This is a genomic window from Shewanella morhuae (assembly GCF_003028295.1).
Lineage (GTDB): Bacteria > Pseudomonadota > Gammaproteobacteria > Enterobacterales > Shewanellaceae > Shewanella > Shewanella morhuae.
The window spans coordinates 1,940,101-1,966,105 of sequence record NZ_PYSG01000002.1 but is presented as its reverse complement, the minus strand read 5'-3'; the positions used below and the strand labels follow the sequence as shown (position 1 = coordinate 1,966,105).

Genomic DNA, 26,005 nt, shown 5'->3' with positions numbered 1-26,005 from the left:
CTGTATTGTGTTTAGCAGATTGTATACAAAACGGTTTATGCTGCAAACTAGGATTATTTGCTTGGCTTCGGGTTAAGATCAACTTTTTCAATCCTAATTTGAGCCATGATGAGTTGCTTAGCGTAATCTATCGCTTATGGATAACACGAGATTGAAGCTATGAAATATCAGATTATTCCAGTGACACCCTTTCAGCAAAATTGCAGCCTTATCTGGTGTGAAAAAACCAAACGAGCAGCAGTTGTGGATCCAGGAGGTAATATAGATAGGATCCAAAATGAAGCCACAAAGCTCGGCTTAGTCCTTGAAAAAATTCTGCTTACCCATGGTCATATCGATCACGTTGGCGGCGCTAAAGCGTTAGCCAAAGCTGCAAATATTCCAATTATTGGCCCGCATATTGATGATAAATTTTGGATTGAAAACTTACCTAAACAAAGCCAAAATTTCGGTTTCCCCCATTGCGATGCCTTCGAGCCCGATCAATATTTGCAGGATGGTGATAGAGTCAGCGTGGGTGAGCAAAGTTTATCAGTACTGCATTGCCCAGGGCATACGCCGGGACACATCGCTTTTTTCTCTGCTCAATCTAAGCTAGCGTGGGTCGGCGATGTTTTGTTTAGAAGCTCGATTGGTCGCACCGATTTCCCCCAATCGAATCATCAAGATTTAATTCGATCAATCACTGAAAAACTTTGGCCTTTGGGCACTGAAGTGGAGTTCATTCCAGGCCACGGGCCTATGTCTACTTTTGGTGAAGAACGCGAGCATAACCCCTTTGTCGCCGACCAACTTTTGCGCTAACAAAGCACAGTGTAGTGAAAATAAGTCTCACCGTTGATAATTGTCTGTAAGTACGTATATAGATTGCAATAAACACATATTTAGTTCCTCTATTTTATATTTTACTTCTAGACTTAAACGACTGGTAGTCGTCTGTCTGTTAGGGCATTTATGAAAACAAAAACAATGATGAGTGTGGTATTTTCGACAATAGTCGCCAGTGCCGTGATTACTGCGGTGCTGAGTTTTAATCTTAAATCAAAAGTTGACTTATTTAACGACGCGGCGAGTATTCGATATCAGTCCTATCAAGTTGCTGATGAACTAAGACAAAGTTCCGATGACTTAACTCGCTTTGCTCGTACCTATGCCGTTACGGGTGATGAAAAGTACGAAAAAATGTATATGGATATTTTAGCTATTCGTAATGGTGAGAAGCCAAGGCCAGAAAAATATAACCAAATTTATTGGGATCTGGTGCTTAATTATGGTGATAAACCTAAACCTGATGGCGCAAAAGTTGTATTGAAAACTAAAATGCAAGCTCTTGGGTTTTCAGATGAAGAATTCCGATATCTTGATGAGGCTCAGCAAAATTCAAATGCTTTAGTGGCTATCGAGCTGAAAGCGATGAATGCAGTTAAAGGCATTTTTCTCGACCCAAATACTCAAACATATACTGTAAAAGGCGATCCTAATCTCGTGATGGCGAGGGAGTTATTGCATAGTGAGCAATACCATAAAGAAAAAGTGAAGATTATGACCCCAATCGATAACTTTTTTAGTGCCTTAGATAAACGTACTGAAGGAGAGGTTGTCCATCGACTCGGTAATCTTCACGCTGCGTTGAACTGGGTCCAACTCGTGCTATTACTTGTGATTTTTGCTGCCGTTATTGGTTTTGTCATCGTGAAGAGCCGTATCGTTACTCCTTTAGTTCAAACCTGTCGTGAGCTACTAGATATCCAGCAATCTAAAAACCTTGCACGGCGAATTACTGTAGCAACCCAAGGTGAAATAGGTGAAATCGTTAATCAAATTAACTTATTTATCGCTTCACTTGCGAGTTCATTATCAACGACTGACAGTATTGCAAAAGAGGTCGCTGATTTAGCTAAACAGACCAAAGCCTCGATTCAAATTTCTCGTGAAAGTTCAGATCGGGTGGCAAGGGAGCTAGATGCTAGTGCCAGTGCTATGGAAGAAATGACCACAACATTAGTGCATGTAAGCGAAAGCACTTCGAATGCAGAAAACCGAGCGGCTGAAAACGAAACCCATGTCACTGTGGGTCAGCAGACAGTGTCAGAAGCACTCAAAGCGATGTCAGTATTAGAAGGTGCATTCACCAACACCCAAGACTCTATGTTGCATTTGGTGAATGAAAGTACTCAAGTTAGTAATGTGCTGAGTGTGATTAAAGCCATTGCTGAACAAACTAATTTGCTGGCACTGAATGCGGCGATTGAAGCGGCACGTGCGGGTGAGCAGGGACGAGGTTTTGCGGTGGTAGCCGATGAAGTACGATCATTAGCCCAGCGCACTCAGGATTCAACCAAGGAAATCGATGACATAGTTGCAAGTCTTCAAAATCGGACTCATCAAGTGGGCACATCGGTTACTCAAGCTGCGACATTAATGCAAAAGGCTGGGGGTGAACTACAACGTATCGTCGTCGTTTTTGAGGATATTCGTTCTAGCACTGAAGCCATTCATGGGCTCAATACTCAAGTGGCCGCCTCGACCGAGGAGCAGTCATTGGTGTCTAAAGAAATCGCCTCGAGCATGATAGTGATCCGGGATAATTCCCGTGAGGTGTCCCAAATTATTGAGCAAATTGAGTCGACCTCAATTAATCTCGATAATCAATCACAAATGTTGCGTACTAAAGCAGGGGAATATCAGTTTTAGTTTAGCTGCGCCCCAGCTGCGATAAACAAGAGTTATTGTTCTAAATTACCTTAAGACATGGATGTCTATCTGCTCCACTTGATATACTTTTACACTGATTCTTGACATCAATACTTTTGCTCTCTATTACTCCTTTCAATACGTACGCGCCTTTGCTAACTTGGTTATTCAGCGGCTTAATACCGAGCTATAACAATTTCTCACAAGGCTCCCACCTTATGAGAAGTACCGAGCGTGAGCACTTATTGTATTGAGTTTTTTACCTCCCCTTAACCCAACGGAGCCTGTGCGAATGGATCACCAAATCGAAGGTTTATTAGAACATTGGTTACCGCTTGCCGATGATGCTTGGGTACTGGCGGTCATCACTCACATTCAAGGCTCTGCCTACCGTAAACCTGGCGCCATGATGTTGTTTCATGAGTTTGGCCAAGGCGCTGGAATGTTAAGCGGAGGATGTTTAGAGGCTGATTTACGTCGTCACGCACAAAAAGCCATGCAAACCAGGCAAGTGATGCGGGTGACTTATGATGCCAGCGATGAGTCCGATGCAAGTTACCGCCTCGGTTGCGGCGGTATTGTCGATATTATGTTGGTACCATTACTGAAAGAAAATCATGATTTAGGTTTAGTAGAACTGGTAAAGGCATTTCGTCACGGTCAATCGGGCTTTTATCAACTGCCTTTAGTGAGCGCGGGCTTTGATGCTCGGCTCTATCAAGCGGCCTTTTACCCAGCAGAGTTAACGCCTTTTTCAGCCAGTGATTACGTGCGAACGGGTATCTTTAACCAAGAAACGGGTGAGTCGTTAATTATCCCCCTACGGCCGAGGTTTCACCTTGGGATCATGGGCGGTGGGATTGATGCCAAACCCCTTGCGGCGATTGCTCATTCTTTAGGGTGGCAAGTGACGGTTATCGATAGTCGTACTGCTTATGCTAGAGCGGCAGATTTTCCCCATGCACACATTATTAAACAAGCCGTTGAAGATCTTGCGGCTAATGTTATTGCATCACTTGATTGCGTTGTGGTGATGAATCACAACCTTGGATTAGATGCCGCGGTATTAAAGGTCATTCAACCTTATGCGTTGGCTTATATTGGATTGCTTGGGCCAGCTCATAGACGCGATAAAGTGTTGGATATGGCAGGGCTTAACACTGAATCTTTTTCAGGAGTATTTGCAGCCCCTGCGGGACTTGCCCTTGGCGGCGAGTTACCCAGTAGTATTGCGTTAAGTATTTTGGCTCAATGTCATGGTGTACTTCACGGCGCAACGTTAAAGCAATTAGTTGAGGTTATGCGTTGATAACACCTAAAACATCTCAGGAATCTTCGGCTAAGCGATTACTTATCGTGGTACTTGCTGCGGGCCAGAGCCAGCGTTTTGAAGGGATAAAGTTAGCGCAACGGATTCCTTCATGCCATGCTTTTGGCACAGAAGAATTGCCTATCATCAACAGTCACATTACCTGTTTACAGCAACTCGATGGCCTCACTTTAGATAGGGCACGCCCAGATGCTCATTCGCCTCAAGTCGCGCCTTTACTCATTATACTTGGCACTCATCATCACATATTACAGCCATTGTTAGCTGAGCTTATTTCCCGCCAGCCATTTGATGTAATGATTAATCAGCAGTCGCATACGGGCTTAGCATCTTCTGTTCGTTTGGCGGCAAGTTACGCGCTAGAACAGGGCTTTGATGGCATGCTGTTAACACTCGCCGACCAAGTTGCGCTGGGCGTTGATGATTACCAGCAATTGATTTCAACATGGCATCAAACAGGTAAAAACGTTGCTGCTTACTATTTAGATGATGTCGGCGTGCCAGCTATTTTTAATGCTTCGACATTGCCTTTGTTTACTCATTTAAGTGGTGATCGCGGGGCAAAACCTATCTTAAAACAACAAGAGAAACAGGGCGCGTTAGTGACAATACCTCTCCCTCGCGCTGCCATTGATATTGATACCCAAGCCGATCTTGCGTCGTGGTTGGCACTTAATCAGTGAGTTATGTTGCTGTGGCTATGCTGGTGGAAGTGAGCGAGGATAAACAGCTTAAAGTCGTTAATGCCATTGCAGCAATATGCAGCAATAGGTGCGGGCACAGCCATTAACCTTGCAATAGTTAACCCCCATAGGGTAAAGCCCAGACTGAAGGCGCGATAGTGTTTGGCCTGAGCTTAGCCTTGATGGGCGAAATCACTTATAAAGAGGGTAAAGTGTAGCAATCGAATTTTCACGATTATCCTTTACTGCGCATACCTCAAGCACCCGGTATTGAGATCATTATTATTGAATCTGATGCGCCGCCAGCAGGTGTTGATGAGCCAGGTGCGCCGCCCGTTACCCCGAGCTTAGCCAATGCGATTTTTGCTGCCACGGGACAAAGGATGCGCGATCTTCCCGTTAATAAGCCGCTTCGAGTTTAAGTTACGGTAAAGCTATTAAGTGATGCAACCGAACAAAAAAGCGTCTAAAAAGCGCTTTTTTTGTTTTTTTACTACAAAATATTTGCTTGTTAGCTGTTTTGCAGGCTTTAATGCCGAAAATTTGTAATAGATCAGGTTTTTGTTACCAAGACTGAGGTAATTTAACCAATATGTTTACCCGCGCGAGCTTAAGACATGAGTTTCAGAGCTGCCAAGGGTATCAACTTCCGTGATTGAATAAAAAGGGGTCATCCATGGAACATCGTTGGCAAGTCGCTATTTCTGCCGGCCTATTAGCGACTATTTGGTGTGGCGTCGCAGATGCTTTTCATCTAGTTACCTGGATTGGCTTTTTAGGTTGCAGCACTTTTTTTGCGCAACCTAAAGCGGGCTTTCAGGGCATGATGATGGCATGGTGCACAAATCTGTCGGGTGTATTTTGGGCTTGGCTTATTATTGCGGGTAGCAGTTTTTTTATCTCGCCGGTATTTGGCTATATTTTTACTGGCATAGCTACTTCGGCTATGTGTTTACAGGCAAGTTATCAAAAGCTTAGCTTTATTCCTGGTGCCTTTATTGGTTGTTGTATTACGTTTGCTATGGCGGGGGATGTGGCTAATATTATACCGTCGTTAGTCATTGGTGGCTTGTTAGGTTTTAGTATGAGTCTGTTAACTGAGCAGTTGGTTACTCTGACACAAAAGTGGTCAGCAGCAACACGTAACCCTATGTCGAGTACGGATTAACATTATCTTTATTCAGAGTACATTACGGGCATTTTTATAGTAATATTCTGAGTTATAATGCTGATTTAGCGCTAGATAGTATTTTTTCCTTAGGAATTATTAAGATGAAACAAATCCAGTTTCGCACCATTGATGCCATATTAATCAAATTCAGTCTCAACGGAAAATTTTGGGTCGTGTGTTCTATGGTGGCGCTGATTACGGCCGGAGTGGCAGGCGTAAATTATCAACATGCACAACGTAATGTTGAGCAAGCTTCTATTGCCCGAGTTCAAGCAAGTGTTGATGCCTTAGCGCAAGTCGCTTCAATACAAAAATTAGATGCAGGCGCTTTAACACAATTTGCCAGTCAATACGGCTTAACCGTGACTTCAAGGCAAGGTGAGGCGCAGCGCCAAGGGGATAACGTGACGGCCAGTGCCAGCGTGTCAGGCACACAAGCCTTACAACTGACGCAAAATACCCACGAGTGGGAAGCCGATGCGCGTAGCGATGCTAACTTAATGCTTTGGTTGGCCTTACTGGGTTTATTGCCTTTATTCCAACTGAGTTATTGGATCTCCACTTCTTTGGGTGGCGGATTATGGGACATGTACTTAGCCATCAAACGCTTAGCCGATGGTGACTTGAGCTTTAGATTAAACTTCTTTGGCACAGATGACTTTAGTTTGATTGCCCGTGAAATTGATCGCTGTGCTGATAACATGAGTGAAATGGTATCGGCGATTGGCAAGAATGCTAAGACCCTATCATTAGCGGCGGATGAATTTAATCAACAGGCGGCCACCAGTGAAAAACTGATCAGCAGCCAACATCAATTCCTCGATTCGGTTGCTGTGGCAATGGCACAAATGACGTCGGCCATTGAAGAAGTCTCTATTAATGCCAGTAACACGTCACTGCAAACCAAAGAAAACTCAATGCAAATATCAACGAGTCAAGAGCGTGTTGCCAACACGGTTAACAGCATTGGCTTGCTTTCAACTAAAATTGGCGCGGCATTTTCGTCAGTTGAACAGTTATCGAAAGATGCGGCGAGTATCGATGCGGTTGTGACCACGATTAATAGTATTTCGCAACAAACCAACCTGTTAGCTCTAAATGCGGCGATTGAAGCGGCACGTGCTGGCGAACAAGGGCGTGGTTTTGCGGTTGTCGCCGATGAAGTGCGTACCTTAGCGGGTCGAACTCAGCAAGCGACGGTAGAAATTCAGTCGATGATTGAAGGTTTGCAATCTGGCACTACTCGTTTATCAAGTATTACGATGGAAATCGTCGATCAAGCAGACGAAGGTCGCAGCGCGATTATTGAAGTCGGTGATGATGTTCAAGGCATGGCACAATCTATCAATGCCGTATTTGACATGAGTAGCCAAATTGCCGCCTCTGCAGAAGAGCAAAGTATGACTTCACGCGATATTGCAGGGCAGTTAAATGAAATTCGTCATCAATCGGAAATCATCAAGCAGACTTCTCAGCGCAGTGTCACTTTAGCTAACGATTTACACCATGCATCGGTCGATTTAGAAGGCATTTTGCAGCAGTATCACACGAGCTAATCTCCACTTCAATGTGGTCGTCGGCATGGATTGTTGAGCAATAACGCCCGATACTGAGTCTCATGTTAAGTATTAGCGTATCATCCTAAAATGGCGGAAATCGTAGATTTCCGCCATTTCATTCTCGAGATATCTCAAAAGTTAGCTATATATTGCCAGTTGCGCAGTATTCATTGTCATTGTTTCCACTATGACTCGCCACCCCTTTATTTAACAAGAAGTATCCCTGAGGGCTCGACGACGGCATCCATGCCGCCAACGGTCACAGTTGCATCAATGCCAATCCTCACTAACCCTATCGCTGTTCGATTAGCTAAAAAGCTATTGCACCAAAGCGTGTTAGACATGTGACCTTAGGCTAACTTAGGCATCGCAATATTGACTTAATTTTAGTAATCCTACTGAGTACGTAGGAAATCAGTGGCTACTCACAATTATCCCAACTTAGTAGACCTTTTGTTTTAAATTTCAATAGAAGCATTAATTTCTTGTGCATTAGAATTTAAGCACTTAGTTTATGCTGTTGATTTGAAATGGATGGCTTGATTTAATACTAGCTGTTGGCTTAATTAAGGATAGTTTTGTGATATTTAGGTTTTTGATAATTGTTACACTTGTGTTTTCCTTTAATGCAAACGCAAAAAGTTGTAGTAAAGGACAGCCTTGTGGAAACTCTTGTATTTCTTGGGACAAAGTCTGTCGTATAAATACTCCCCAATATTTTGGCAGTAGTATAAGTTCGCCAAGTGGTGTGAACCTGACTGAAAACATTAATCCTCTGAAAAATGAAATGCAGATACATGCAGAAATGAACTGCATGATCAGTTGGCAAGCTATAGTCGATAGATTTCTCTTTAATAAACAAGAGGAAGAAGTAATTGATGACGTAATCAATAGGTCGGTTGCAATCGCGAAATTTAAGTCTATTGTAATGTCAGAACAACAAATAGCTGAGATTAGAGAGTCGTATAAACAGTCTTTAAAAACAACCGAAACGCTCACCAATGATTTATTCTCTTTGAGAAACGATCCTGAGAGCTTTAGACTGATTTTTCTTCCATCATGTGTACGCCAAGTTATTGAGATAATGGAGGTTAATGAGTAAGCTAACACGTAAGCTTTGTTGCCTATCTCCTATTTTAGTCTACGTATTACAGCCGCTTATTACAGCGCTAATCCCTACAATATTAATCTGAAATATACCAATTAGAGCATCAGTTCCAGCTCACTTTTGTCCCAAAGCTTGCTACGTATTTCTTCAAAACAAACAGGCTTCGCCGATGCTAAACAGGTGAGCCATGGTGATTTGCGAGACGACCGTCCTCCCCATGGACGGGGCGGTCGAGCATCCAAGGACGGACTTGCTGCGAGTCGACGAGCGAATGCCATGGCAAGCCTGTGCGAGTGGATACCCGTAAACGCTAAACTTCTAACAACTGAAATTACAGCTCCCCAAACACTACTTTCCAACGCATTTCTGTCCAAAAGCTTGCTACGTATTTCTTTAAAACAAACAGGCTTCGCCGATGCTAAACAGGTGAACCATGGTGATTTGCGAGACGACCGTCCGCCTCATGGCCGCTCTTTGGCATCCATGCCATCGCGGCATTTGTGAATCCATTCACATCAGACGGTGCGGCCCTACATCCAAGGACGGACTTGAACAACGTCCCTGTTTAACTGCCAGTTCGCCATCTGATAGGCAGGACGCCTGAATGTCGTGCAATGCAGGGATGCATGAGAACGACCATGGCTCTCGTTCATAAGCTCAGAAACCCTAGGTTTCTATTCACCGCGTCGATGAGTGAATGCCATGGCTCACGAATAATCTGTGGCTGAAGCTAAGCTCACAACTTTTCTGCTATGTATGCTGTTCATTTTTAACTTACTTGTGCCAATCACATTCTGCTTAAGTCACTCTCAAACAAAAACATCGGCCTAAGCCGATGTTTTATCTCTACTAAGATGGTCTAACTTTAGCTGATTAAGCCTCTTTGAACGTGCTCCAGATGGGCGCGTGATCTGAGGGTTTTTCTATGCCGCGCAGATCGTAATCGACATCGGATTCAACTAAACGCGCTGCCAGTGCAGGCGTGGCTAAAATCACATCAATACGTAGGCCGCGGTTATCATCAAAACCTTTGCTGCGGTAATCAAACCATGAATAACGCTCAGTGCGCTCTGGGTGTAATTGACGGAATGTATCGACTAGTCCCCAGTCCTGCAAAGTTTTTAACCATTCACGTTCTTCTGGTTGGAAGCTACATTTGCCGGTTTTTAACCAACGTTTACGGTTAACTTCGCCAATCCCGATATCTAAATCGGTCGGTGAAATATTGATATCACCGATAATAGCAATGTCTTCATCGTTGCTGTGGTTGGTCTGCAAATATTGCATTAAATCCTGATAAAACTTACGTTTAGCCGGATATTTTGTTGGGTGATCTATGCTTTCGCCTTGGGGAAAGTAGCCGTTAAATACCGTCAACGGGCGGCCATTTTCTTGGGCAAAGGTGCCAATGATCATGCGGCGCTGCGCTTCTTCATCATCGTTTGGAAAGCCTTTTTGGATTTTAATTGGCACAGCCTTCGATAGCATAGCCACGCCATAATGGGCTTTGCCGCCGTGGTAATGCACCTGATATCCCATGGCTTCGACGTCGGCTAATGGAAACGCTTCATCGTGCACTTTGGTTTCTTGCAGGCCGATAATGTCGGGCTGGTGGCTATCAATCAAGGCTTGTAATTGATGCAAACGGGCACGCAGACCATTGATGTTAAAAGACACTATTTTCATTAAGGTAGAACTCGCTTAAAGGGTTTAACCACCACACTTTGGTAAACACCCGCGGCAAAATAAGGGTCAGCATCTGCCCAGAGTTTGGCGCTGTCTAACGAATCAAAGTCTGCAACGACCAGTGAGCCGCTAAAACCGGCATCACCTGGGTTCTCGCTGTCAATCGCAGGATGTGGGCCAGCAATCAGTAAACGGCCTTCATCGGCGAGGGCTTGCAGGCGCTCTAAATGAGCGGGGCGCGCGGCTAAACGCTTTTCTAAACTGTTATCAACATCCTGAGCTGAAATCATATACCACATTATTTGAGTTCCTTTCTTTGGTCTTCTGGAAGGTGTTTATACAGATAAAATACGGTTAACACAGTATTAGCTAAGGTTAAGGCGGTTAAACCAAACACTTTAAAATTAACCCAAGTTTCTAATGGCAAACTAAAGGCAACATAGATATTCACTAGGCCACAAATTGCAAAAAATACTACCCAATACCAAGTGACGCGGGCCCAAATGTTATCGTCGACTTGCATTTCTTTGCCCAACATCGATTTTAGTATCGATTTATTCAGTAACTGACTGACGCCTAAGGCAATCGCAAACAAGCTATAGATGATGGTGACTTTCCATTTGATAAAGGAATCATCGTGGAATACTAATGTTAGCGTGCCAAACACGGTCACCATTATAAAGGTGATGATGTGCATTTTTTCGAGCTTTTTGTATAGCGCGTAGGTCACGATTAATTGAAGCGCGGTGGCTGCGATTAATGCGCCGCTGGCGATATAAATATCGAAAAATTTATAGACAGCAAAAAAGATGACGAGGGGCAGGAAATCAAGCAGTTGTTTCATAAGTAATCGTGTTAAAGAGACATGGGCTTGAGTGTAGCATGCGCAACATGAGGGAAAAAGCACTCAGGGTCTAGGATTGCGATATTGCCGATTAAACGGGTCTTGTTGTTAGTATTTTTAATCGCACTATCACAAGCACTATCTTAACGGATGATAGTAAAGCGTATGAGTAAAGCGCGCTATTTTAAAGGGGATCTTGATTGCTTAAATTTATCGATGCAAAACCATTTACATGATGTCACATCGATGAATTAACCCACCTGAGTTTGGGATAGTCGCTGTGGTAACAGATTAATTTTATTACCTTACCTAAAAATAACCGGTAGAGACGCAGAGCTTATCCTTAAGTTCTGCTTAAATAGGCTGTTTAGCGTAAATCGACAAATGCGCCCGTCAGTTTACGTACGAAAGGAAGCACAAGTAATAAGGTTGGAAAAGCCACCACCCATGAAATAAACTAAGCACCGAGCCAGAGTTCGGTAAATTGGGACACTGCACCAACGCCATTGAATGTGCTGATCCCTGAAACAATGCAGCTCATAAGAATCGAAAGAAAAAATGGCATCACGATAGTTGCATATTTTGCAGGTAATTTAGGTGTGCCTATAAATGTCCGTGGTGCAACATTAGCTAAAGGTTTAGACATGGTGATTAAAGCCTTAATGGGAGATGTATCAAATAAATGAATAATGGTTGGTAGCAGTTGTTAGCGATTCGTTTTCGAGCAATAAAGCGTAAAGAATGAGCCTATTAAGGACAGTGTAAAGCTACAATCTGCGCGGGCGTATTTTAGAGAGGTACTATAGAAACAGCAATCAGAAAGGGCAATTTTTAACACCAGTAAGGGCCAAAAGTATTCTTGGCCCTTATAGCAATCACATTTATATCTAATCAGTTCAAAGCCTCACAGGTATTTTAATCCGAGATGCATTAATACAGAAATGGTTATTCCCTTTTAAGTCAATGCAACACGGATGCCTTCCAGGTTCCCAAAGGGCAACTAGGTAGGCTTAGTATAGATAACCATATCGCTAACTTAGGTTGCCGCCTTCATCGCACGGGTAAATGTTGCGAGTGCTGCAAGTAATGTGGCTTCATCGTGTTGATTAGCCTCAATTATTTTTACCACGGCAGAGCCTGAAATCGCTCCTGCGGCACCAGCTTTGATGGCGTCGCTCACTTGTGCTGGCTCGGCAATACCAAAACCGAGTAGCGGTGGCGGCGCATTAAATTGCCGTAATTTAGCGAGAACCTCTTCTATTGGAGCACCTGCTTTGGTATCTGTGCCTGTCACGCCTGCACGGGATAGCAAGTAAGTGTAACCTTCTCCGTTGGCGCTAACCTGCTGCAATGTATCGGTATCAGCATTGGGCGGTGCAATAAAAATCGGCGCGATTGCGTGTGTTTTGGCGGCGTCAATAAAGGGCGCTGATTCTTCCACTGGCACATCGGCAATAAGTACTGAATCTACACCCGCTTTTTTCGCTTTGGCATAAAAGTTATCGATACCATTAGCAAAGACTAAGTTGGCATAAAGTAGCAAACCTATTGGTAGTTCAGGATATTTAGCACGAATTTGTGCCAGTAATTCAAAACACGCCGTTGGAGTGGTGCCCGCAGCCAAAGAACGTAGATTGGCGCCTTGGATCACTGGACCATCGGCCAAAGGGTCTGAAAACGGAAAACCCAGTTCTAAGGCATCGGCGCCATTTTGTACTAAGGTATCGATGATTTTCAGCGATAATTCAGGGCTAGGATCACCAAGGGTGACAAATGGCACAAAAGCACCACGGCCTTGCGCTTTAAGTTTGGCAAAGGTGGCTTGGTAACGGCCAGTGTTGGTTAATGTATCACTCATGTTCGTTATACCTCTTTACCATTCAAAATATCAGAAACAGTGAAAATATCTTTATCGCCACGACCAGAAAGGTTAACCACTAAAATGGTTTCTTTAGTGCACTCACGTGCCATTTTTACGGCATAGGCGATAGCGTGCGCCGATTCTAGCGCGGGGATAATACCTTCACAGCGCGCCAGAAGTTGGAAAGCGTCTAAGGCTTCATCATCCGTGGCTGACTCGTACCGTGCGCGGCCAGTCGCATGAAGATGCGCGTGCTGCGGGCCAACTGAGGGGAAGTCTAATCCGGCTGAAATCGAGTAGGATTCTTCAATTTGACCTTCGCTATCTTGCATTAAAGGCGCTTTCATACCGAAGAAAATACCAGTTTTACCGTGCTTGAGTGGTGCGCCATGCATTGGTGTGTCTATACCTTTACCTGCGGGTTCAACGCCAACCAGTTCAACACTGGGCTCGTCGATAAAATCGGCAAACATACCAATGGCATTGGAGCCACCGCCGATACAAGCAATAACCGCATCGGGTAAGCGTCCTTCACGTTCAAAGAGTTGTCTTTTGGTTTCTTCGCCAATAATGCGTTGAAATTCACGCACAATAGTGGGGAAAGGATGTGGTCCTGCGGCCGTGCCGAGTAAATAATGAGCCTTTTCATAGCTGCCAGACCAATCGCGCATCGCCTCGTTACAGGCATCTTTTAACGTGGAAGAACCTGACGTAACGGGGATTACTTCTGCGCCCATTAAACGCATTCTAAATACGTTAGGTGATTGACGCTCTATATCTTTAGCGCCCATATACACCTTGCATTTAAGGCCCAATAAAGCACAGGCGAGGGCGGTGGCAACGCCGTGTTGTCCAGCGCCCGTTTCAGCAATAATCTCTTTTTTACCCATGCGTTTAGCCAGTAGGGCTTGCGCAAGCACTTGGTTGGTTTTATGGGCGCCGCCGTGGAGTAAATCTTCCCGTTTAAGATAGATTTTAACCAGTGGGTTAGGGCTTAAATTGCGCGTTAAGGTTAGCGCCGTTGGACGGCCGGCATAGTTTTTGAGTAAATCATGTAATTCGGCTTTAAAGGCATCATCTTCTTGTGCTTCCACAAAGGCGGTTTCTAATTGCTTCAGGGCGGGCACTAAAATTTGTGGCACATACATGCCGCCGTATTCACCGAAATAAGGGTTAAGCTTTAATTTTGACATACCTGTTTCCTTATCTTATCAATCTGTTTGCCAGTGGCTTGGATTGAGCTGTTATTTAATCGAGCTATTTTCAATGGGCCATTGGCATTAATAGGTTCATATTTCTATATCTAGCATCAAATTCATTTAGGCTTTTTTAAAATGCTAGGTTAGAGACGTAAATGGGTAAAAGCCGTTTGGATCAGTTGCGCCGATTTAATGCCTGCGGCGGTTTCTAGGCCAGAATTAAAATCTAAACCGTAAAACCCTTGTGTATTAGCACTCGTTGCATTGTCGGCATTGAGTCCGCCCGCCAGCATGGCATGGGACTTTTGCGGAATGTTACTTTGCCAATTAAAGGCTTGGCCTGAGCCACCAAAATGGCCGGCAGTTTTACTATCAAAAAGATAACGCTGTGCGCCCTTGGGCATTAATCCTATCTCGCCAGTTTTTGCATCAACACTGACCGCTTTCCAAATTTGGGTGGTTAGCCTTGCGTGGTGTAAACGTTCGGTGAGCTCGGCTATTTCAAGTTCGGTTTCTGCACCGTGCAGTTGCACTGCAGATAGCTGCAAACGAGTGGCAATATCACAGATGGTGCTGGGCGTAGCATTTACAAACACGCCAACAAATTCAATTGCTGGCGCATCAGATGCGTGGTACTCGCTGAGCAGTTGCTCTGCGTGATTAAGCGTTAATGCGCGCGGCGATTGCTCAGCAAAAATTAGTCCAGCATAAACCGCGCCTGATGTTGCCGCTGCGCGAATATCTTCCACACGGGTGAGGCCGCAGACTTTATTGTGACCGAAGATCAATTTACGGCAGGCCAAGTCGATATCAGCCTCGGCCATAATCGAACTGCCAACCAGAAAACCATCAACCAAAGGGCTCAAGCGGCGCACTTGTTCATTGTTGTAAATGCCGGATTCGCTGATCACCACGCGGTCGCTGCCAATGTGTGGCGCCAGCGCTTCTGTGGTGGCAAGATCGGTACTCAAATCTCTTAAATTACGATTGTTGATGCCGATAATACGTGCGTTTAAGGCGATAGCACGGGTTAGTTCAGCTTGATTACTGACTTCAGTCAGCACATCGAGTTGATACTTTGCCGCTTCTTTTGCCAAGCGTTGATATTGCTCATCATCGAGCACAGACAACATTAGCAGAATAGCATCTGCGCCTTGGTGGGCGGCGAGTTTTATTTGGTATTCATCTACAAAAAAATCTTTACATAGAATGGGTTGACTCACACGAGCACGCACTTTGGGGATGTAGTTCATATCCCCTTGAAAGAATTGCTCGTCAGTTAACACCGAAATACCCGCTGCATATTTGCCGTAAATATCAGCAATAGCTTCAACATCAAACACATCACGGATAAGCCCTTTAGAGGGACTGGCTTTTTTACATTCTAAAATGTAGCCCGCTTTGGGCATTTTGAGCGCGTCAAATAGACTGCGATCAGACACTTTAGGTGACAGGCTCGCCTCGGGAAAGCGGAGTTTTAGGGCGGCTATATGGGCCGCTTTGGTATCAACAATACGAGTTAATACGTTGCCTTTTTGCATTGTGTCTAGTGATGACGGCATTCTAACATCTTGAATATCAGCTTTTAATTCTGGAGCCATTACTACGTTTTCCTTTGTTTCACTGCTGACTTTTGCGAGCTGACTTAACAATTCAAAGGCTTTGCCACTTTGGATAGTCGCGATCGCCAGTAAAGTGCCCGCTTTAACTGAATCGGCAATCCCGCATACATATAAAGCACAACCCGCGTTGATAGCGACCGCATTGGTGTGGGCATCTGTGCCACGAGCTTTTAAGATTGCCTCGGTAATCAAAGCGTTTTGCGCAGGCTCGCCACCTTCTAAGTCAGTTATGTGTGCTAAAGGCACACCTAAATCGGCTGGCGTGAGTTGATACTCAATAATTTCGCCGTCTTTTAACTCCGCAACGTGGGTGTTGCCGTGCAGCGCGACTTCATCTAAACCGCTGCCGTGCACTACCATAGCGCGTTTTGTGCCAAGCGCCTTTAATACTTTCGCTATCGGTAAAACCAACTCAGGGCTATATACGCCAAGTAACATAAACTCAGGTCGTGCGGGATTTATAAGCGGCCCTAACACGTTGAATAAAGTGCGAGTTTTAAGTGCTTGTCTAACAGGCACTGCATGTTTTACACCGCCATGGTAGTGCGGTGCAAATAGAAAACACAGATTCAAGGCTTCAAGGCAGCGACTGGCGGTATCTGGCGACATGGTTAAGTCAATGCCAAACTGCGCGAGTAAATCTGACGATCCCGATTTACTCGATACACTACGATTACCGTGTTTAGCGACCTTAGCACCTGCCGCTGCGGCCACAAAGGCGGCGGTGGTGGAAATATTTATGGTATTAAAACCATCGCCACCGGTGCCAACAATATCAATAATGCCGTTACTCAGCGCGCGGTTAGCCTGTGTTTGGTTGTTAGCTTGGGCGGTATTAAACTCAGGGCAAGGGAAATATTTGGCCGCGGCGCGCATGGCATCGGCAGCACCGCTGATTTCATCAATGGTTTCACCGCGCATTTTGAGCGCGACTAACATGCCTGCCATCGCGGTTTCGCTCATTTCGCCACGAATTAACGCGCCAAATAACTCGGCGGTTTGCTCACGACTTAGGCTGTTACCTTGATACAAAATATCAAGCAAAGTTTGAATGTTTTTTGTACTCATACATTTGCTCCTACGGCGACGTCTTGGGTTAGAAATGCCAAGGTTTGAATGAGCAGTGTGCTACCTAATGTGGTGAGAATCGATTCTGGATGAAACTGAAACCCTACGGCTCTGTGCTCTGGGTGTAAAATAGCCATCGGCATATCTTCTGTAGTTGCTATTACTTGTAAGCAATCGGGCACTTTGGTGGCGACTAAGCTGTGGTAGCGCGCAACGGGTAAAGGAGAAGGTAAACCGGCAAATACGCCAGTGCCATTATGGAAGGTAGGGCTTGCTTTGCCGTGCACCACAAAGGGTGCGCGCGCTACAGTACCACCGTAATACTCCACCATGGCTTGATGACCAAGGCAGATGCCCAGCATCGGCACTTTTCCCGCGACTTTGGCAATCAGCGCCATCATAGAGCCCGCTTCATGGGGCGCGCCAGGGCCAGGTGATAACACTAAGGCCGCAGGCTTGGGCTCATTAAGCAGTTTTTCGGCAATATAGTCGGCGGCAACATCGTTGCGGTAAATCACCACTTCACAATTTAGGCTGCGGAATTGATCCACTAAGTTGTAGGTGAAGGAGTCAAAGTTATCGAGTAGATAGAGTTTCATGTTCGGCTCCTATTTATATTGCACTGAAGTGGGTGGTGTAGACTCATCATTGACTGGCAGTCCCGCGCCCATTTTTATGGCTGAGATTACCGCTTGGGCTTTTTGACGGGTTTCGTCAGCTTCACTTTGGGGATCTGAATCAAACACCACGCCCGCGCCCGCTTGAATAAAAGCAGTGCCGTTTTTAACAAAGGCTGAGCGGATCACAATACAAGTGTCCATATCCCCAAGTGCATTAAGGTAACCCACTGCGCCGCCGTAACTTCCGCGACGGGCTTTTTCTACTTGGCGCACTAGCTGTGATGCTCGTACCTTTGGCGCGCCGACTAAAGTGCCCATATTCATACAAGCTTGATAAGCGTGTAGCGCATCTAAGTCTTGGCGCAGTTGACCTGTCACGCGGCTGACAAGGTGCATCACGTGGGAATAGCGGTCCACTTTTAGTAGTTCGGCGACTTTACGGCTGCCGCTTTGGCTGATGCGGGCGATATCGTTACGGGCTAAATCGACCAGCATTAAGTGCTCTGACAGCTCTTTTTTATCTAAACGCAGCTCAAGTTCAATGCGGCTATCTAAGTCGAAATCAATCTCACCTGTGGCGGTTTTACCGCGTTTGCGGGTGCCTGCAATTGGATAAACTTCGACCTGATTACTACTGGCATCGTATTTGAGGGCGCTTTCTGGTGAGGCGCCAAACAGTGTGAAATCTGGGCCTCTAAAATAAAACATGTAAGGGCTTGGGTTTGTCAGGCGCAGGGCGCGATAAGCCCCTAAGGTATTTGGGCAAGGCAAACTAAAGCTGCGCGATGGCACTACTTGAAAAATATCGCCAGCAATAATGTGCTCTTTTAAATCGACAACTGTTTGCTTAAACACTTCATCGGAGATATTGACTTGCTCAGTTGCGTTGATGGCGACGAGCGTTGGCACATCGCTTGGTAAATTAGCCAAGGTTTTACATTGGATACTTAAGCTTTGTACTCGCTCATTTAGTGCGGTGGTGGTAGCAGCATATTGAGCTGAGTCGAGGCTAAAATTATGGGTAATAATATCGGCTTGTTTTAGCTTATGGTCGATAAGAATTAAGGTTTCGGCGAGATAGAATAAGTAGTCTGGGCAATCATTATCGCTGTTTGGTACCACTGGCAGTGGTTCAACAGTATCAATTAAGTCATAGGCCAGTACGCCACCTAAAAATAGATCCTCAAAGGCAGGCTTGGTTTGGCCATCGGTATGAGCGCCGCAATCAATCTGTTGGATAAACATCCGCAGACCATCAAGCGGTGAGGTCGATGTTAAGCGCGCATCTTCATCTTGTAATTGTGTATCTTTTTGCAGCGTTACGATTAAGGCTAAATTATCACGCACCACATGAGCACTCGCACTGAAAAACAGCGCGATAGGATCGAGTAAACTCGCGCCATTATTAGTCAATGCAGTGAAAGTCAGCTGATAACCATCGCAGCGGATCATCACGGCTGCATGGGTCATCAACATACTTTTTAGGTGATCTTTGCTATCAATTTCGGCCGACTCCAATAGCATAGTGTGTGCGCCATCTTGGGTAATGCTTTGGTATAAACGCAATGGATCGCTGTGATAGGTTAATGGCGCTTTCAGTGTGCTTGAGCGTGCGAATGTCTGTTTTTGCATAATCATACTCTAGCTACCTTATAAAATGTCTTTAACGTCATGGTGTTGTCTCGCTTACTAATGTTATTACCCGAGTTCGCCGACATTTTTCGCACCTAACAAAAAAGCCCGCATTTCTGCGGGCTTCTTGTTGGTTCTGTTCACTTTCAAATGAGCACAGAGCTTCACACTACCCGCTAAGTTGGGAAGTGCCACCACCAAATGATGTTAAATGAAGCGTTAATGTGTGTCATTCAAAGGAGTCTCACTAATTCGTAAATTGATGTATAGAAAGCCTTAGCTAGGAGCGAATGTCAATTGAATATTTTTCATTTTCGTAGATTTGTTGACTTTAATGCTGCAAAAAAATTAATCAGCACAACCATAAAATGCGAGATAACAGCGCATTGATTAACAAATTCACGTACAATAGCCCTATGAATACTCAAAGCATATTGGCTGATCTGCACAGCCACACGACCGCATCTGATGGTCTATTAACACCGTCTGAATTGGTGGCTAGAGCCCTTGAAAAGGGCGTGCAGTTGTTTGCGATTACGGATCACGACACCGTCGCAGGTTTACCCGCCGCGCGTGCTTTTAATCAGTTGCAAGCAGAACCGTTAAAGTTGATCTCGGGTGTCGAAATCTCAACTCGCTGGAACAGCTACGATATCCATATTGTGGCGCTTAACTTCGATGCAGAGACCCCTGAGTTATTAGCATTTTTAGAAAATCAGCGCGATTTACGTGAACAACGTGCCCAAGAAATTGGCCTCAGACTCGCAAAAGCGGGTATTGAAGGCGCTTACGAAGGCGCTAAAGCCATTGCGGGTGATGCGGCGTTAAGTCGTGGGCATTACGCGCGCTGGATGGCTGAAAATGGTCATGCCGTGGATATGCCTAGCGTGTTTAAACGCTACCTTGCCCGCGGTAAAACCGGTTATGTGCCCAATAATTGGGGCGATATGGCAAGCGCTATCGACATTATTCATCGCGCGGGTGGTTTAGCCGTGTTAGCCCATCCCAGTGGTTATAAGTTATCGGGTAAGTGGCTTAAACGCTTAGTGCGTGAATATAAAGAAGCGGGTGGGGATGCCATGGAAGTGGTACTCGGCCAGCAAACATTAGACGACAGAGCCAATCTTGTGGCCCTGAGTATACAAAATCAATTGCTTGCATCGATAGGGAGTGATTTTCACTTTCCAAGTAATTGGATTGAATTAGGTAAAAATCTGTATCAGCCCCAAGGTATTGATTGGGTCTGGCAATCGGAATTTTGGGTGGAACGACCATGAGTCAATTTTTTTATGTACATGAAGTAAATCCGCAAACGCGCCTTATCAGTCAAGCCGTTGCCGCTTTAAAAGCAGGCGGGGTGATTGTTTACCCAACCGATTCAGGCTATGCATTAGGCTGCATGATTGGTGAAAAAGACGCGATGACGCGCATGGCACGAATTCGTCAAATTGAGAACGATCATAACTTTTCTTTGATGTGTCGTGACTTATCTGAATTAGCTACCTACGCCAAAGTGGACAATCAGGCGTATCGCATCTTAAAAAGTTGCACGCCAGGGCCTTATACGTTCATTTTTAAAGCGACTAAAGAAGTGCCTCGTCGTCTGCAAAATGACAAGAAAAAGACTATCGGTATTCGCGTGCCTGACAATGTGATCGCTCTGGCGTTGCTTGAAGCCTTAGATGCGCCGCTGATGTCGACCAGTTTAGTGATGCCCAATGCGGAATTTGCCGAGTCTGATCCTGAACAAATTCGCGATTTGCTCGAACACCAAGTGGATGTGATTATCCACGGTGGCTATTTAGGTGAAAAGCCGACGACTGTGATTGATATGTCTGAAGATGGCGCTGAAATTTTGCGTGAAGGCGCGGGCGATATCACGCCTTTTCTCTAAATCTATTGCAATGGATTTATCGCTAACTAGCGTAAGTGAATGATGCGGCGAGTGGTAGTAAATATTTGACAGTTTTATCGCCGCAGGTTTACAGGTATAATCGCGCGTTTGGCGTGAGTCTAGGTTGGATGACGCACTGTTAACGGAGCAAAATAGCGGATGCAGGGCACGCAACAGAGTTTACCCTTAGCCGTTATTCGTGGTCAGGCAATGACCGAAATGCCGCTGGATTTGTTTATTCCACCGGAGGCGTTAGAAGTCTTTCTTGAGTCCTTTGAAGGGCCGTTAGATTTACTTTTGTATTTGATCCGTAAGCAAAAGTTAGATGTTGTCGATTTACCTATTCAGCAGATTACCGCGCAGTATTTAGAATATATTTCGTTGCTGACTCAGGCTAGGATTGAACTTGCCGCCGATTACTTAGTGATGGCAGCAACGCTTGCTGAGATTAAATCCCGTCTACTGCTGCCGCGTATGGTGGCTGAAGATGAGGTTGAGGAAGATCCTCGGGCGCAGCTTATTCGGCAGCTTAAAGCCTATGAAGTGATTAAAGAAGCGTCGCAAAAACTTGATGATTTACCACGGCTCGAGCGGGATGTGTTTCAAGCTAAAGCGGTGGCAGCAGCTGATATTAAGCCATTATTGATCCCGCCTGAAGTGTCGTTATTTGACATTGCCCGCGCCTTTGCTGACGTACTTAAGCGTATCGATGCCAATGAAGATCATCATGTTAAGCGTGAACAGTTATCGACCCGTGAACGCATGAGCCAGATTTTAGCCATGTTAAACGCTGAAGACTTTACCGCATTTGACCGTTTGTTTACCGTAGCAGAAGGCCGTGCAGGCGTGGTCGTGACCTTCTTAGCGCTAATGGAATTAGTCAAAGAATTATTGGTTGAATTGTACCAAACAGAACCGTTTTCAACTATTTACGTTAAGGCCTATTAATTGATGCAGATAAATCCTATTCAATTAAAACAGCTTATTGAAGCGAGTTTGTTTGTATTGGGGAAACCCTTGTCGGCGAAAATGTTGAAAGACACCGTATTAGTGGATTTCTCTGTTTCCAGAGACAAAATAAAAGCTGCATTGGATGAGCTGCAACAGGATTATCAAGACCGAGGTGTGCAACTTGTGAAAGTCGCTGGCGGTTATCGCTTCCAGACCTTAGAGGTGTTGAGTCCTTTTTTGCAGCCCCTGTGGCAAGAAAAGGCGCCAAAATATTCGCGTGCGACATTAGAAACCTTGGCGGTAATTGCTTATCGTCAACCTGTGACTCGCGGCGATATTGAACAGGTGCGTGGTGTGGCCATTAGCAGCCATATCATAAAAAGTTTGTCAGATAGACATTGGATTAAAGTAGTTGGACATAAAGAAGTGCCGGGGCGACCCGCGTTATATGCCACTACCTTAGAGTTTTTAGCATATTTTGGCTTAGATACCTTAGCGGATTTACCGCCGCTATCGGACACTGAGTCATTACAGGCGGTTTTTTCAAGCTTGAAATTAGCGCCAGAACAGTCAGAAGAGCAAAATACTAATGAGTGAAAAGTTGCAGAAAGTCTTGGCCCGTGCAGGCCATGGCTCCCGTCGTGAGATGGAGGCATGGATTGCTGCAGGCCGAGTTAGTATTGATGGTGAAATCGCTGGCCTTGGGGATCGTATTGAAGCTGATGCCAAAATACGTATTGATGGCCGCGCGATTTCGTTAAAGTCTGCCGAAGACGTGATTTGTCGTGTATTGGCATATCACAAACCTGAAGGCGAAATTTGTAGTCGTAAAGATCCAGAAGGCCGTCCAACGGTATTCGATCGTTTACCTAAAGTGCGTGATTCACGCTGGGTAGCGGTAGGTCGTTTAGACATCAACACCTCAGGTTTATTATTGTTTACCTCAGATGGTGAATTAGCGAACCGCTTAATGCATCCATCGAACGAAGTGGATCGCGAATACGCAGTGCGTACTTTTGGTGAAATCCCTGAAGCGACAGTACAACGTTTACGTACTGGCGTGATGTTAGAAGACGGCCCAGCACAGTTTGATAGCATCAAGCCTGCGGGCGGCGAAGGCATGAACCAGTGGTGGCATGTGTGTTTACGCGAAGGTCGTAACCGTGAAGTGCGCCGTTTGTGGGAATCCCAAGAAGTGCAGGTGAGCCGTTTGATCCGTATCCGTTATGGTATGGTTGAGTTGCCAAAGTCACTACCACGCGGTGGCTGGGTTGAATTGCCAATGGAGCAAGTGAACTACTTGCGTAAATTGGCAGGTTTAGAGCCAGAAACCCGTACAATGCTTGCCGCTGATAAACACAGTGTGGCCCGTGCACAAGTAAAAAGTGCCAAAATCCGCCGCGCTGTACGTAAGCATAAAGTGACTGGAACAGGGCAACCTAAGCCAACGCGTCAGCGCAGCTAAGTGGTTTAACCTAAGCTGTACTGCTCATGCCATGTTTTGATATAGGTTAACGCTTATTTCAGTTAGAACGCTCGATGAATCTCATCGGGCGTTTTTTATTTTAGGGTGTTTTATTTACCAACGGTGTGGGGAGAGTCGTTGCATTAAGAGGGCAATTTGATACTGAGTTCATATTAACTTAGCGATGATTCATCAAAAAATCGACAAAAGCACGGTCTGCCTGACTGACGGGACGCTGTTTTTTCCATGCGATATGTAAGTTTAAAAATACTGGCGGATCGAATGGTTTAGCTAATATGTCATCTTTGGCACTTATCGCCATTTCAAGTACGCTAGTAATGCCAAACCCTTGAGAAACAATCTGCTTAATAAGATTAATAAGGTTAGTTTCAAAAGCGATATTGGGCTTTTTTTTCAGCTCTTTTGCTTGAGATAAAATCCACTCGCGGTGGAAATAGCCGGTTTTGAACATTACTAACTCATGGTCGAAAAAGTCATTCAAACTCACGGCACTATGTTCTGCTAAAGGATGTTCAGCCCCCATAGCAATCACCATTTGCTCACGGATCAGCAGCTGACTATCAAATTCGGGCTGTAGGTCTTGGGCGGTAATAATGGCAATATCGACTTCTTCTTGTTGTAGCATGCGCAGTGTATCGCGAGTGCCGCCTTCAAACAGTGACAGTTTTAACTCTGGGTGTTTATGCCTAAAGGCCATTAAACGCGAGGGAAGATAGAAAGACCCCAACATGCCTGGCACCGCAATGCGGACTTCACCTGAAGTCAGGTTGGCCATCGCCTTAATTTGGGCTTCGGCCTGTTTCAATTGCTTAATGATGAGTATGGCGTGCTGATGCAGCACTAACCCTTCGGCAGTGAGTGCGAGTAATTTATCATGCTTATTACTGGTGCGATTGACTAATGTCACACCGAGTGCGACTTCTAAACGCTTGATACTTTGGCTTAAAGCCGGTTGAGCCATATTCAGTTTTTTAGCCGCTGCAGTAAAACTACCGGTATTAGCAAGGGCATCTAAATGTTTAAGTTGGCGGATATCCATCAATGGGGCCCATACTGGTTAGTCAGTGGTAAGGTTCGTTATTTTAGTCGGCTTATTTATTATCAAGGTGCATAACAAAAAACAATGACTATGATAGATATTATTTATTATTGTTATGTTAAGCGCGGTGATAACCTTTGTCTACCTTATGAGTGATACTTTGTCGAGGCTCCTGTGCAAGCCGAGTTAGATACTATGATTGACAATAAACAACGTGATAGTCGATTGATGTGGGCGCTGTGCGTAGCCTCTGTGGTGGTGTATATCAATTTATACCTGATGCAAGGCATGCTGCCGCTGATTGCTGAACATTTTGCAGTATCGGGCTCTAAAGCAACATTGATTTTGTCAGTGACCAGTTTCTCCTTAGCGTTTTCATTACTTCTGTATGCGGTGCTGTCTGATCGAATTGGTCGACATACGCCAATTATTGTCAGCTTGTGGTTGTTGGCGCTGTCTAATTTATTGTTAATTTGGGCGCCGGATTTTAACGGATTAGTGTTGGTGCGATTATTACAAGGTGGGTTATTGGCTGCGGTCCCAGCCATTGCTATGGCGTACTTTAAGGAGCAATTGTCAGCCAGTACTATTCTTAAAGCTGCTGGTATTTATATTATGGCAAACAGTATAGGCGGCATTATTGGGCGTTTACTTGGCGGTGTAATGTCGCAGTATCTTTCTTGGCAAGAATCCATGTGGTTGTTGTTTTTAGTAACACTTGCGGGCGTTGCTTTAGTGAATTATCTATTACCGTCAGTGGCTAATGCACAGGCGATATCACAAAGTAAAACCGCACCATCTTTATCAAAACGTGCCCGCTTGATACAAGATTTTTACGGGTTTAGCCATCATCTTACAGATGCTCAAATGCGCTTAGTGTACGCGATTGGCGGCTTGACCTTTATGATGATGGTAAATCAATTTAGTTTTATTCAGCTACATTTGATGGCCGCGCCCTATGAATGGAGCCGTTTCCAAGCGACATTGATTTTTTTGTGCTATTCCAGTGGTACCATCGCCTCATATTTTACGGCTAAATGGCTGGCTAAATTTGGCCAACACAAGCTGTATCAGTGGTCTTGGTGTTTAATGCTAGCAGGTAGTTTACTGACCCTGTTTGATACCTCTTTTACCATTTGTTTAGGTTTTTTAATGACCGCTTGTGGATTTTTCTTGACGCATAGTTGTTGTAACTCCTTTGTGGCAATGCGTGCTAATCGCGATCGTGCTAAAGCGACCTCACTCTATTTATGCTTCTACTACCTCGGTGCCGCCATTGGTGGCCCGTATTTGATGATGTTTTGGCATGGGGCGCAGTGGCGCGGTGTAGTAATGGGGTCATTAACCTTATTAGCCTTGATTGCTTTAGCTATCACCCGTTTGCACTATCATCAAACCCATGTAAAACAAGCATTGGTAGACATTGATTAGTTGATTCATGCCAAATCAATGTTGTTAAACCAAGGCCAACATTAATATGTTGGCCTTGGTTTTTTTGTATTTTAGTAACGCGTTACAGAGGTTTTATCTTTGTTTACCTTTTGGCATATAAAGGTTT

23 protein-coding genes, 3 pseudogenes and 1 other annotated feature are annotated in these 26,005 nt (G+C 45.0%); of the genes and pseudogenes, 15 read left to right on the top strand and 11 right to left on the bottom strand.

The annotated features are described in order from the left end of the window. Positions 1-159 precede the first annotated feature (159 nt). The 8 genes and pseudogenes from C9I43_RS09070 to C9I43_RS09035 all read left to right on the top strand — a co-directional run bounded on the left by C9I43_RS09070 (position 160) and on the right by C9I43_RS09035 (position 8,539). On the top strand, positions 160-804 hold the full coding sequence (locus C9I43_RS09070) for an MBL fold metallo-hydrolase (RefSeq protein ID WP_076499925.1): 645 nt from the start codon (positions 160-162) through the stop codon (positions 802-804). A gap of 150 nt (positions 805-954) precedes the next feature. Next, positions 955-2,694 carry a methyl-accepting chemotaxis protein gene (locus C9I43_RS09065; protein WP_076499927.1) on the top strand — a complete coding sequence of 580 codons (1,740 nt, stop codon included), beginning with the start codon at positions 955-957 and terminating at the stop codon, positions 2,692-2,694. A 292-nt stretch (positions 2,695-2,986) separates the two neighbouring features. After that, complete coding sequence (locus C9I43_RS09060) at positions 2,987-4,003, top strand: XdhC family protein (protein WP_107883225.1); 1,017 nt, start codon at positions 2,987-2,989, stop codon at positions 4,001-4,003. Then, positions 4,000-4,707, top strand: coding sequence for a nucleotidyltransferase family protein (locus C9I43_RS09055; RefSeq protein WP_107883224.1), 708 nt, complete (start codon positions 4,000-4,002; stop codon positions 4,705-4,707). Before C9I43_RS09060 ends, C9I43_RS09055 begins: the two co-directional genes overlap by 4 nt. Then, positions 4,704-5,129: pseudogene (locus tag C9I43_RS19060) on the top strand (molybdopterin cofactor-binding domain-containing protein); the annotation flags it as partial. The gene C9I43_RS09055 and the pseudogene C9I43_RS19060, both read left to right, overlap by 4 nt. 254 nt (positions 5,130-5,383) lie before the next feature. Beyond that, a complete protein-coding gene (locus C9I43_RS09045; protein WP_076499933.1) occupies positions 5,384-5,875 on the top strand; it encodes a DUF1097 domain-containing protein in 492 nt (163 codons plus the stop codon). A 104-nt stretch (positions 5,876-5,979) separates the two neighbouring features. Beyond that, positions 5,980-7,434, top strand: coding sequence for a methyl-accepting chemotaxis protein (locus C9I43_RS09040; protein ID WP_107883223.1), 1,455 nt, complete (start codon positions 5,980-5,982; stop codon positions 7,432-7,434). 583 nt (positions 7,435-8,017) lie between these two features. Next, entirely contained in the window at positions 8,018-8,539 is a 522-nt protein-coding gene (locus C9I43_RS09035) for a hypothetical protein (RefSeq protein ID WP_107883222.1), read from the top strand. Between the two features lie 879 nt (positions 8,540-9,418). On the opposite strand, the gene xthA is transcribed toward C9I43_RS09035, so the two are convergent. The 4 genes and pseudogenes from xthA to C9I43_RS09015 form a co-directional block, all read right to left on the bottom strand. Further along, entirely contained in the window at positions 9,419-10,231 is an 813-nt protein-coding gene (gene xthA, locus C9I43_RS09030; RefSeq protein WP_076499941.1) for an exodeoxyribonuclease III, read from the bottom strand. After that, entirely contained in the window at positions 10,231-10,530 is a 300-nt protein-coding gene (locus C9I43_RS09025; protein ID WP_076499942.1) for a YciI family protein, read from the bottom strand. Before C9I43_RS09025 ends, xthA begins: the two co-directional genes overlap by 1 nt. Next, positions 10,530-11,075 carry a septation protein A gene (locus C9I43_RS09020; RefSeq protein ID WP_076499944.1) on the bottom strand — a complete coding sequence of 182 codons (546 nt, stop codon included), beginning with the start codon at positions 11,073-11,075 and terminating at the stop codon, positions 10,530-10,532. Before C9I43_RS09020 ends, C9I43_RS09025 begins: the two co-directional genes overlap by 1 nt. 367 nt (positions 11,076-11,442) lie before the next feature. After that, a pseudogene (locus tag C9I43_RS09015) lies at positions 11,443-11,640 on the bottom strand (DUF2798 domain-containing protein). Between C9I43_RS09015 and C9I43_RS19055 the strand changes: the two are divergent. After that, complete coding sequence (locus C9I43_RS19055; RefSeq protein ID WP_258192002.1) at positions 11,588-11,761, top strand: hypothetical protein; 174 nt, start codon at positions 11,588-11,590, stop codon at positions 11,759-11,761. The pseudogene C9I43_RS09015 and the gene C9I43_RS19055 sit on opposite strands and share 53 nt — an antisense overlap. A 350-nt stretch (positions 11,762-12,111) precedes the next feature. Here C9I43_RS19055 and trpA read toward each other — a convergent pair whose 3' ends face one another. The 6 genes and pseudogenes from trpA to C9I43_RS08985 all read right to left on the bottom strand — a co-directional run bounded on the left by trpA (position 12,112) and on the right by C9I43_RS08985 (position 19,077). Beyond that, entirely contained in the window at positions 12,112-12,933 is an 822-nt protein-coding gene (gene trpA / locus C9I43_RS09010) for a tryptophan synthase subunit alpha (RefSeq protein WP_107883221.1), read from the bottom strand. Positions 12,934-12,938: 5 nt separating this feature from the next. Further along, entirely contained in the window at positions 12,939-14,129 is a 1,191-nt protein-coding gene (gene trpB / locus C9I43_RS09005) for a tryptophan synthase subunit beta (RefSeq protein ID WP_107883220.1), read from the bottom strand. Positions 14,130-14,278: 149 nt separating this feature from the next. Further along, positions 14,279-15,736, bottom strand: a complete 1,458-nt coding sequence (gene trpCF, locus C9I43_RS09000; protein WP_107884100.1) for a bifunctional indole-3-glycerol-phosphate synthase TrpC/phosphoribosylanthranilate isomerase TrpF — start codon at positions 15,734-15,736, stop codon at positions 14,279-14,281. A gap of 6 nt (positions 15,737-15,742) precedes the next feature. After that, positions 15,743-16,825: pseudogene (gene trpD, locus C9I43_RS08995) on the bottom strand (anthranilate phosphoribosyltransferase); the annotation flags it as partial. Next, positions 16,822-17,424 (bottom strand): aminodeoxychorismate/anthranilate synthase component II, encoded by a 603-nt coding sequence (locus C9I43_RS08990; protein ID WP_107883219.1) that lies wholly within the window; start codon positions 17,422-17,424, stop codon positions 16,822-16,824. The pseudogene trpD and the gene C9I43_RS08990, both read right to left, overlap by 4 nt. A gap of 9 nt (positions 17,425-17,433) precedes the next feature. Beyond that, positions 17,434-19,077, bottom strand: coding sequence for an anthranilate synthase component 1 (locus tag C9I43_RS08985; protein ID WP_076500042.1), 1,644 nt, complete (start codon positions 19,075-19,077; stop codon positions 17,434-17,436). A gap of 98 nt (positions 19,078-19,175) precedes the next feature. Next, positions 19,176-19,283: a sequence feature (Trp leader region), on the bottom strand. Positions 19,284-19,493: 210 nt separating this feature from the next. Between C9I43_RS08985 and rnm the strand changes: the two genes are divergently transcribed. The 5 genes from rnm (at position 19,494) to rluB (ending at position 23,387) form a co-directional block, all read left to right on the top strand. Then, positions 19,494-20,354 (top strand): RNase RNM, encoded by an 861-nt coding sequence (gene rnm / locus C9I43_RS08980; RefSeq protein ID WP_107883218.1) that lies wholly within the window; start codon positions 19,494-19,496, stop codon positions 20,352-20,354. Further along, entirely contained in the window at positions 20,351-20,971 is a 621-nt protein-coding gene (locus C9I43_RS08975; protein WP_076499950.1) for an L-threonylcarbamoyladenylate synthase, read from the top strand. Before rnm ends, C9I43_RS08975 begins: the two co-directional genes overlap by 4 nt. Before the next feature lie 159 nt (positions 20,972-21,130). Next, positions 21,131-21,919 (top strand): segregation and condensation protein A, encoded by a 789-nt coding sequence (locus C9I43_RS08970; protein ID WP_107883217.1) that lies wholly within the window; start codon positions 21,131-21,133, stop codon positions 21,917-21,919. Positions 21,920-21,922: 3 nt separating this feature from the next. After that, complete coding sequence (scpB, locus tag C9I43_RS08965) at positions 21,923-22,519, top strand: SMC-Scp complex subunit ScpB (RefSeq protein WP_076499953.1); 597 nt, start codon at positions 21,923-21,925, stop codon at positions 22,517-22,519. Then, complete coding sequence (gene rluB, locus C9I43_RS08960; RefSeq protein WP_076499955.1) at positions 22,512-23,387, top strand: 23S rRNA pseudouridine(2605) synthase RluB; 876 nt, start codon at positions 22,512-22,514, stop codon at positions 23,385-23,387. The genes scpB and rluB overlap by 8 nt, the downstream gene beginning before the upstream one ends. A gap of 178 nt (positions 23,388-23,565) precedes the next feature. Here rluB and C9I43_RS08955 read toward each other — a convergent pair whose 3' ends face one another. Then, positions 23,566-24,447 (bottom strand): LysR family transcriptional regulator, encoded by an 882-nt coding sequence (locus C9I43_RS08955; RefSeq protein WP_107883216.1) that lies wholly within the window; start codon positions 24,445-24,447, stop codon positions 23,566-23,568. Positions 24,448-24,621: 174 nt separating this feature from the next. Between C9I43_RS08955 and C9I43_RS08950 the strand changes: the two genes are divergently transcribed. Next, a complete protein-coding gene (locus C9I43_RS08950; protein WP_107883215.1) occupies positions 24,622-25,878 on the top strand; it encodes an MFS transporter in 1,257 nt (418 codons plus the stop codon). Positions 25,879-26,005: the final 127 nt, after the last annotated feature.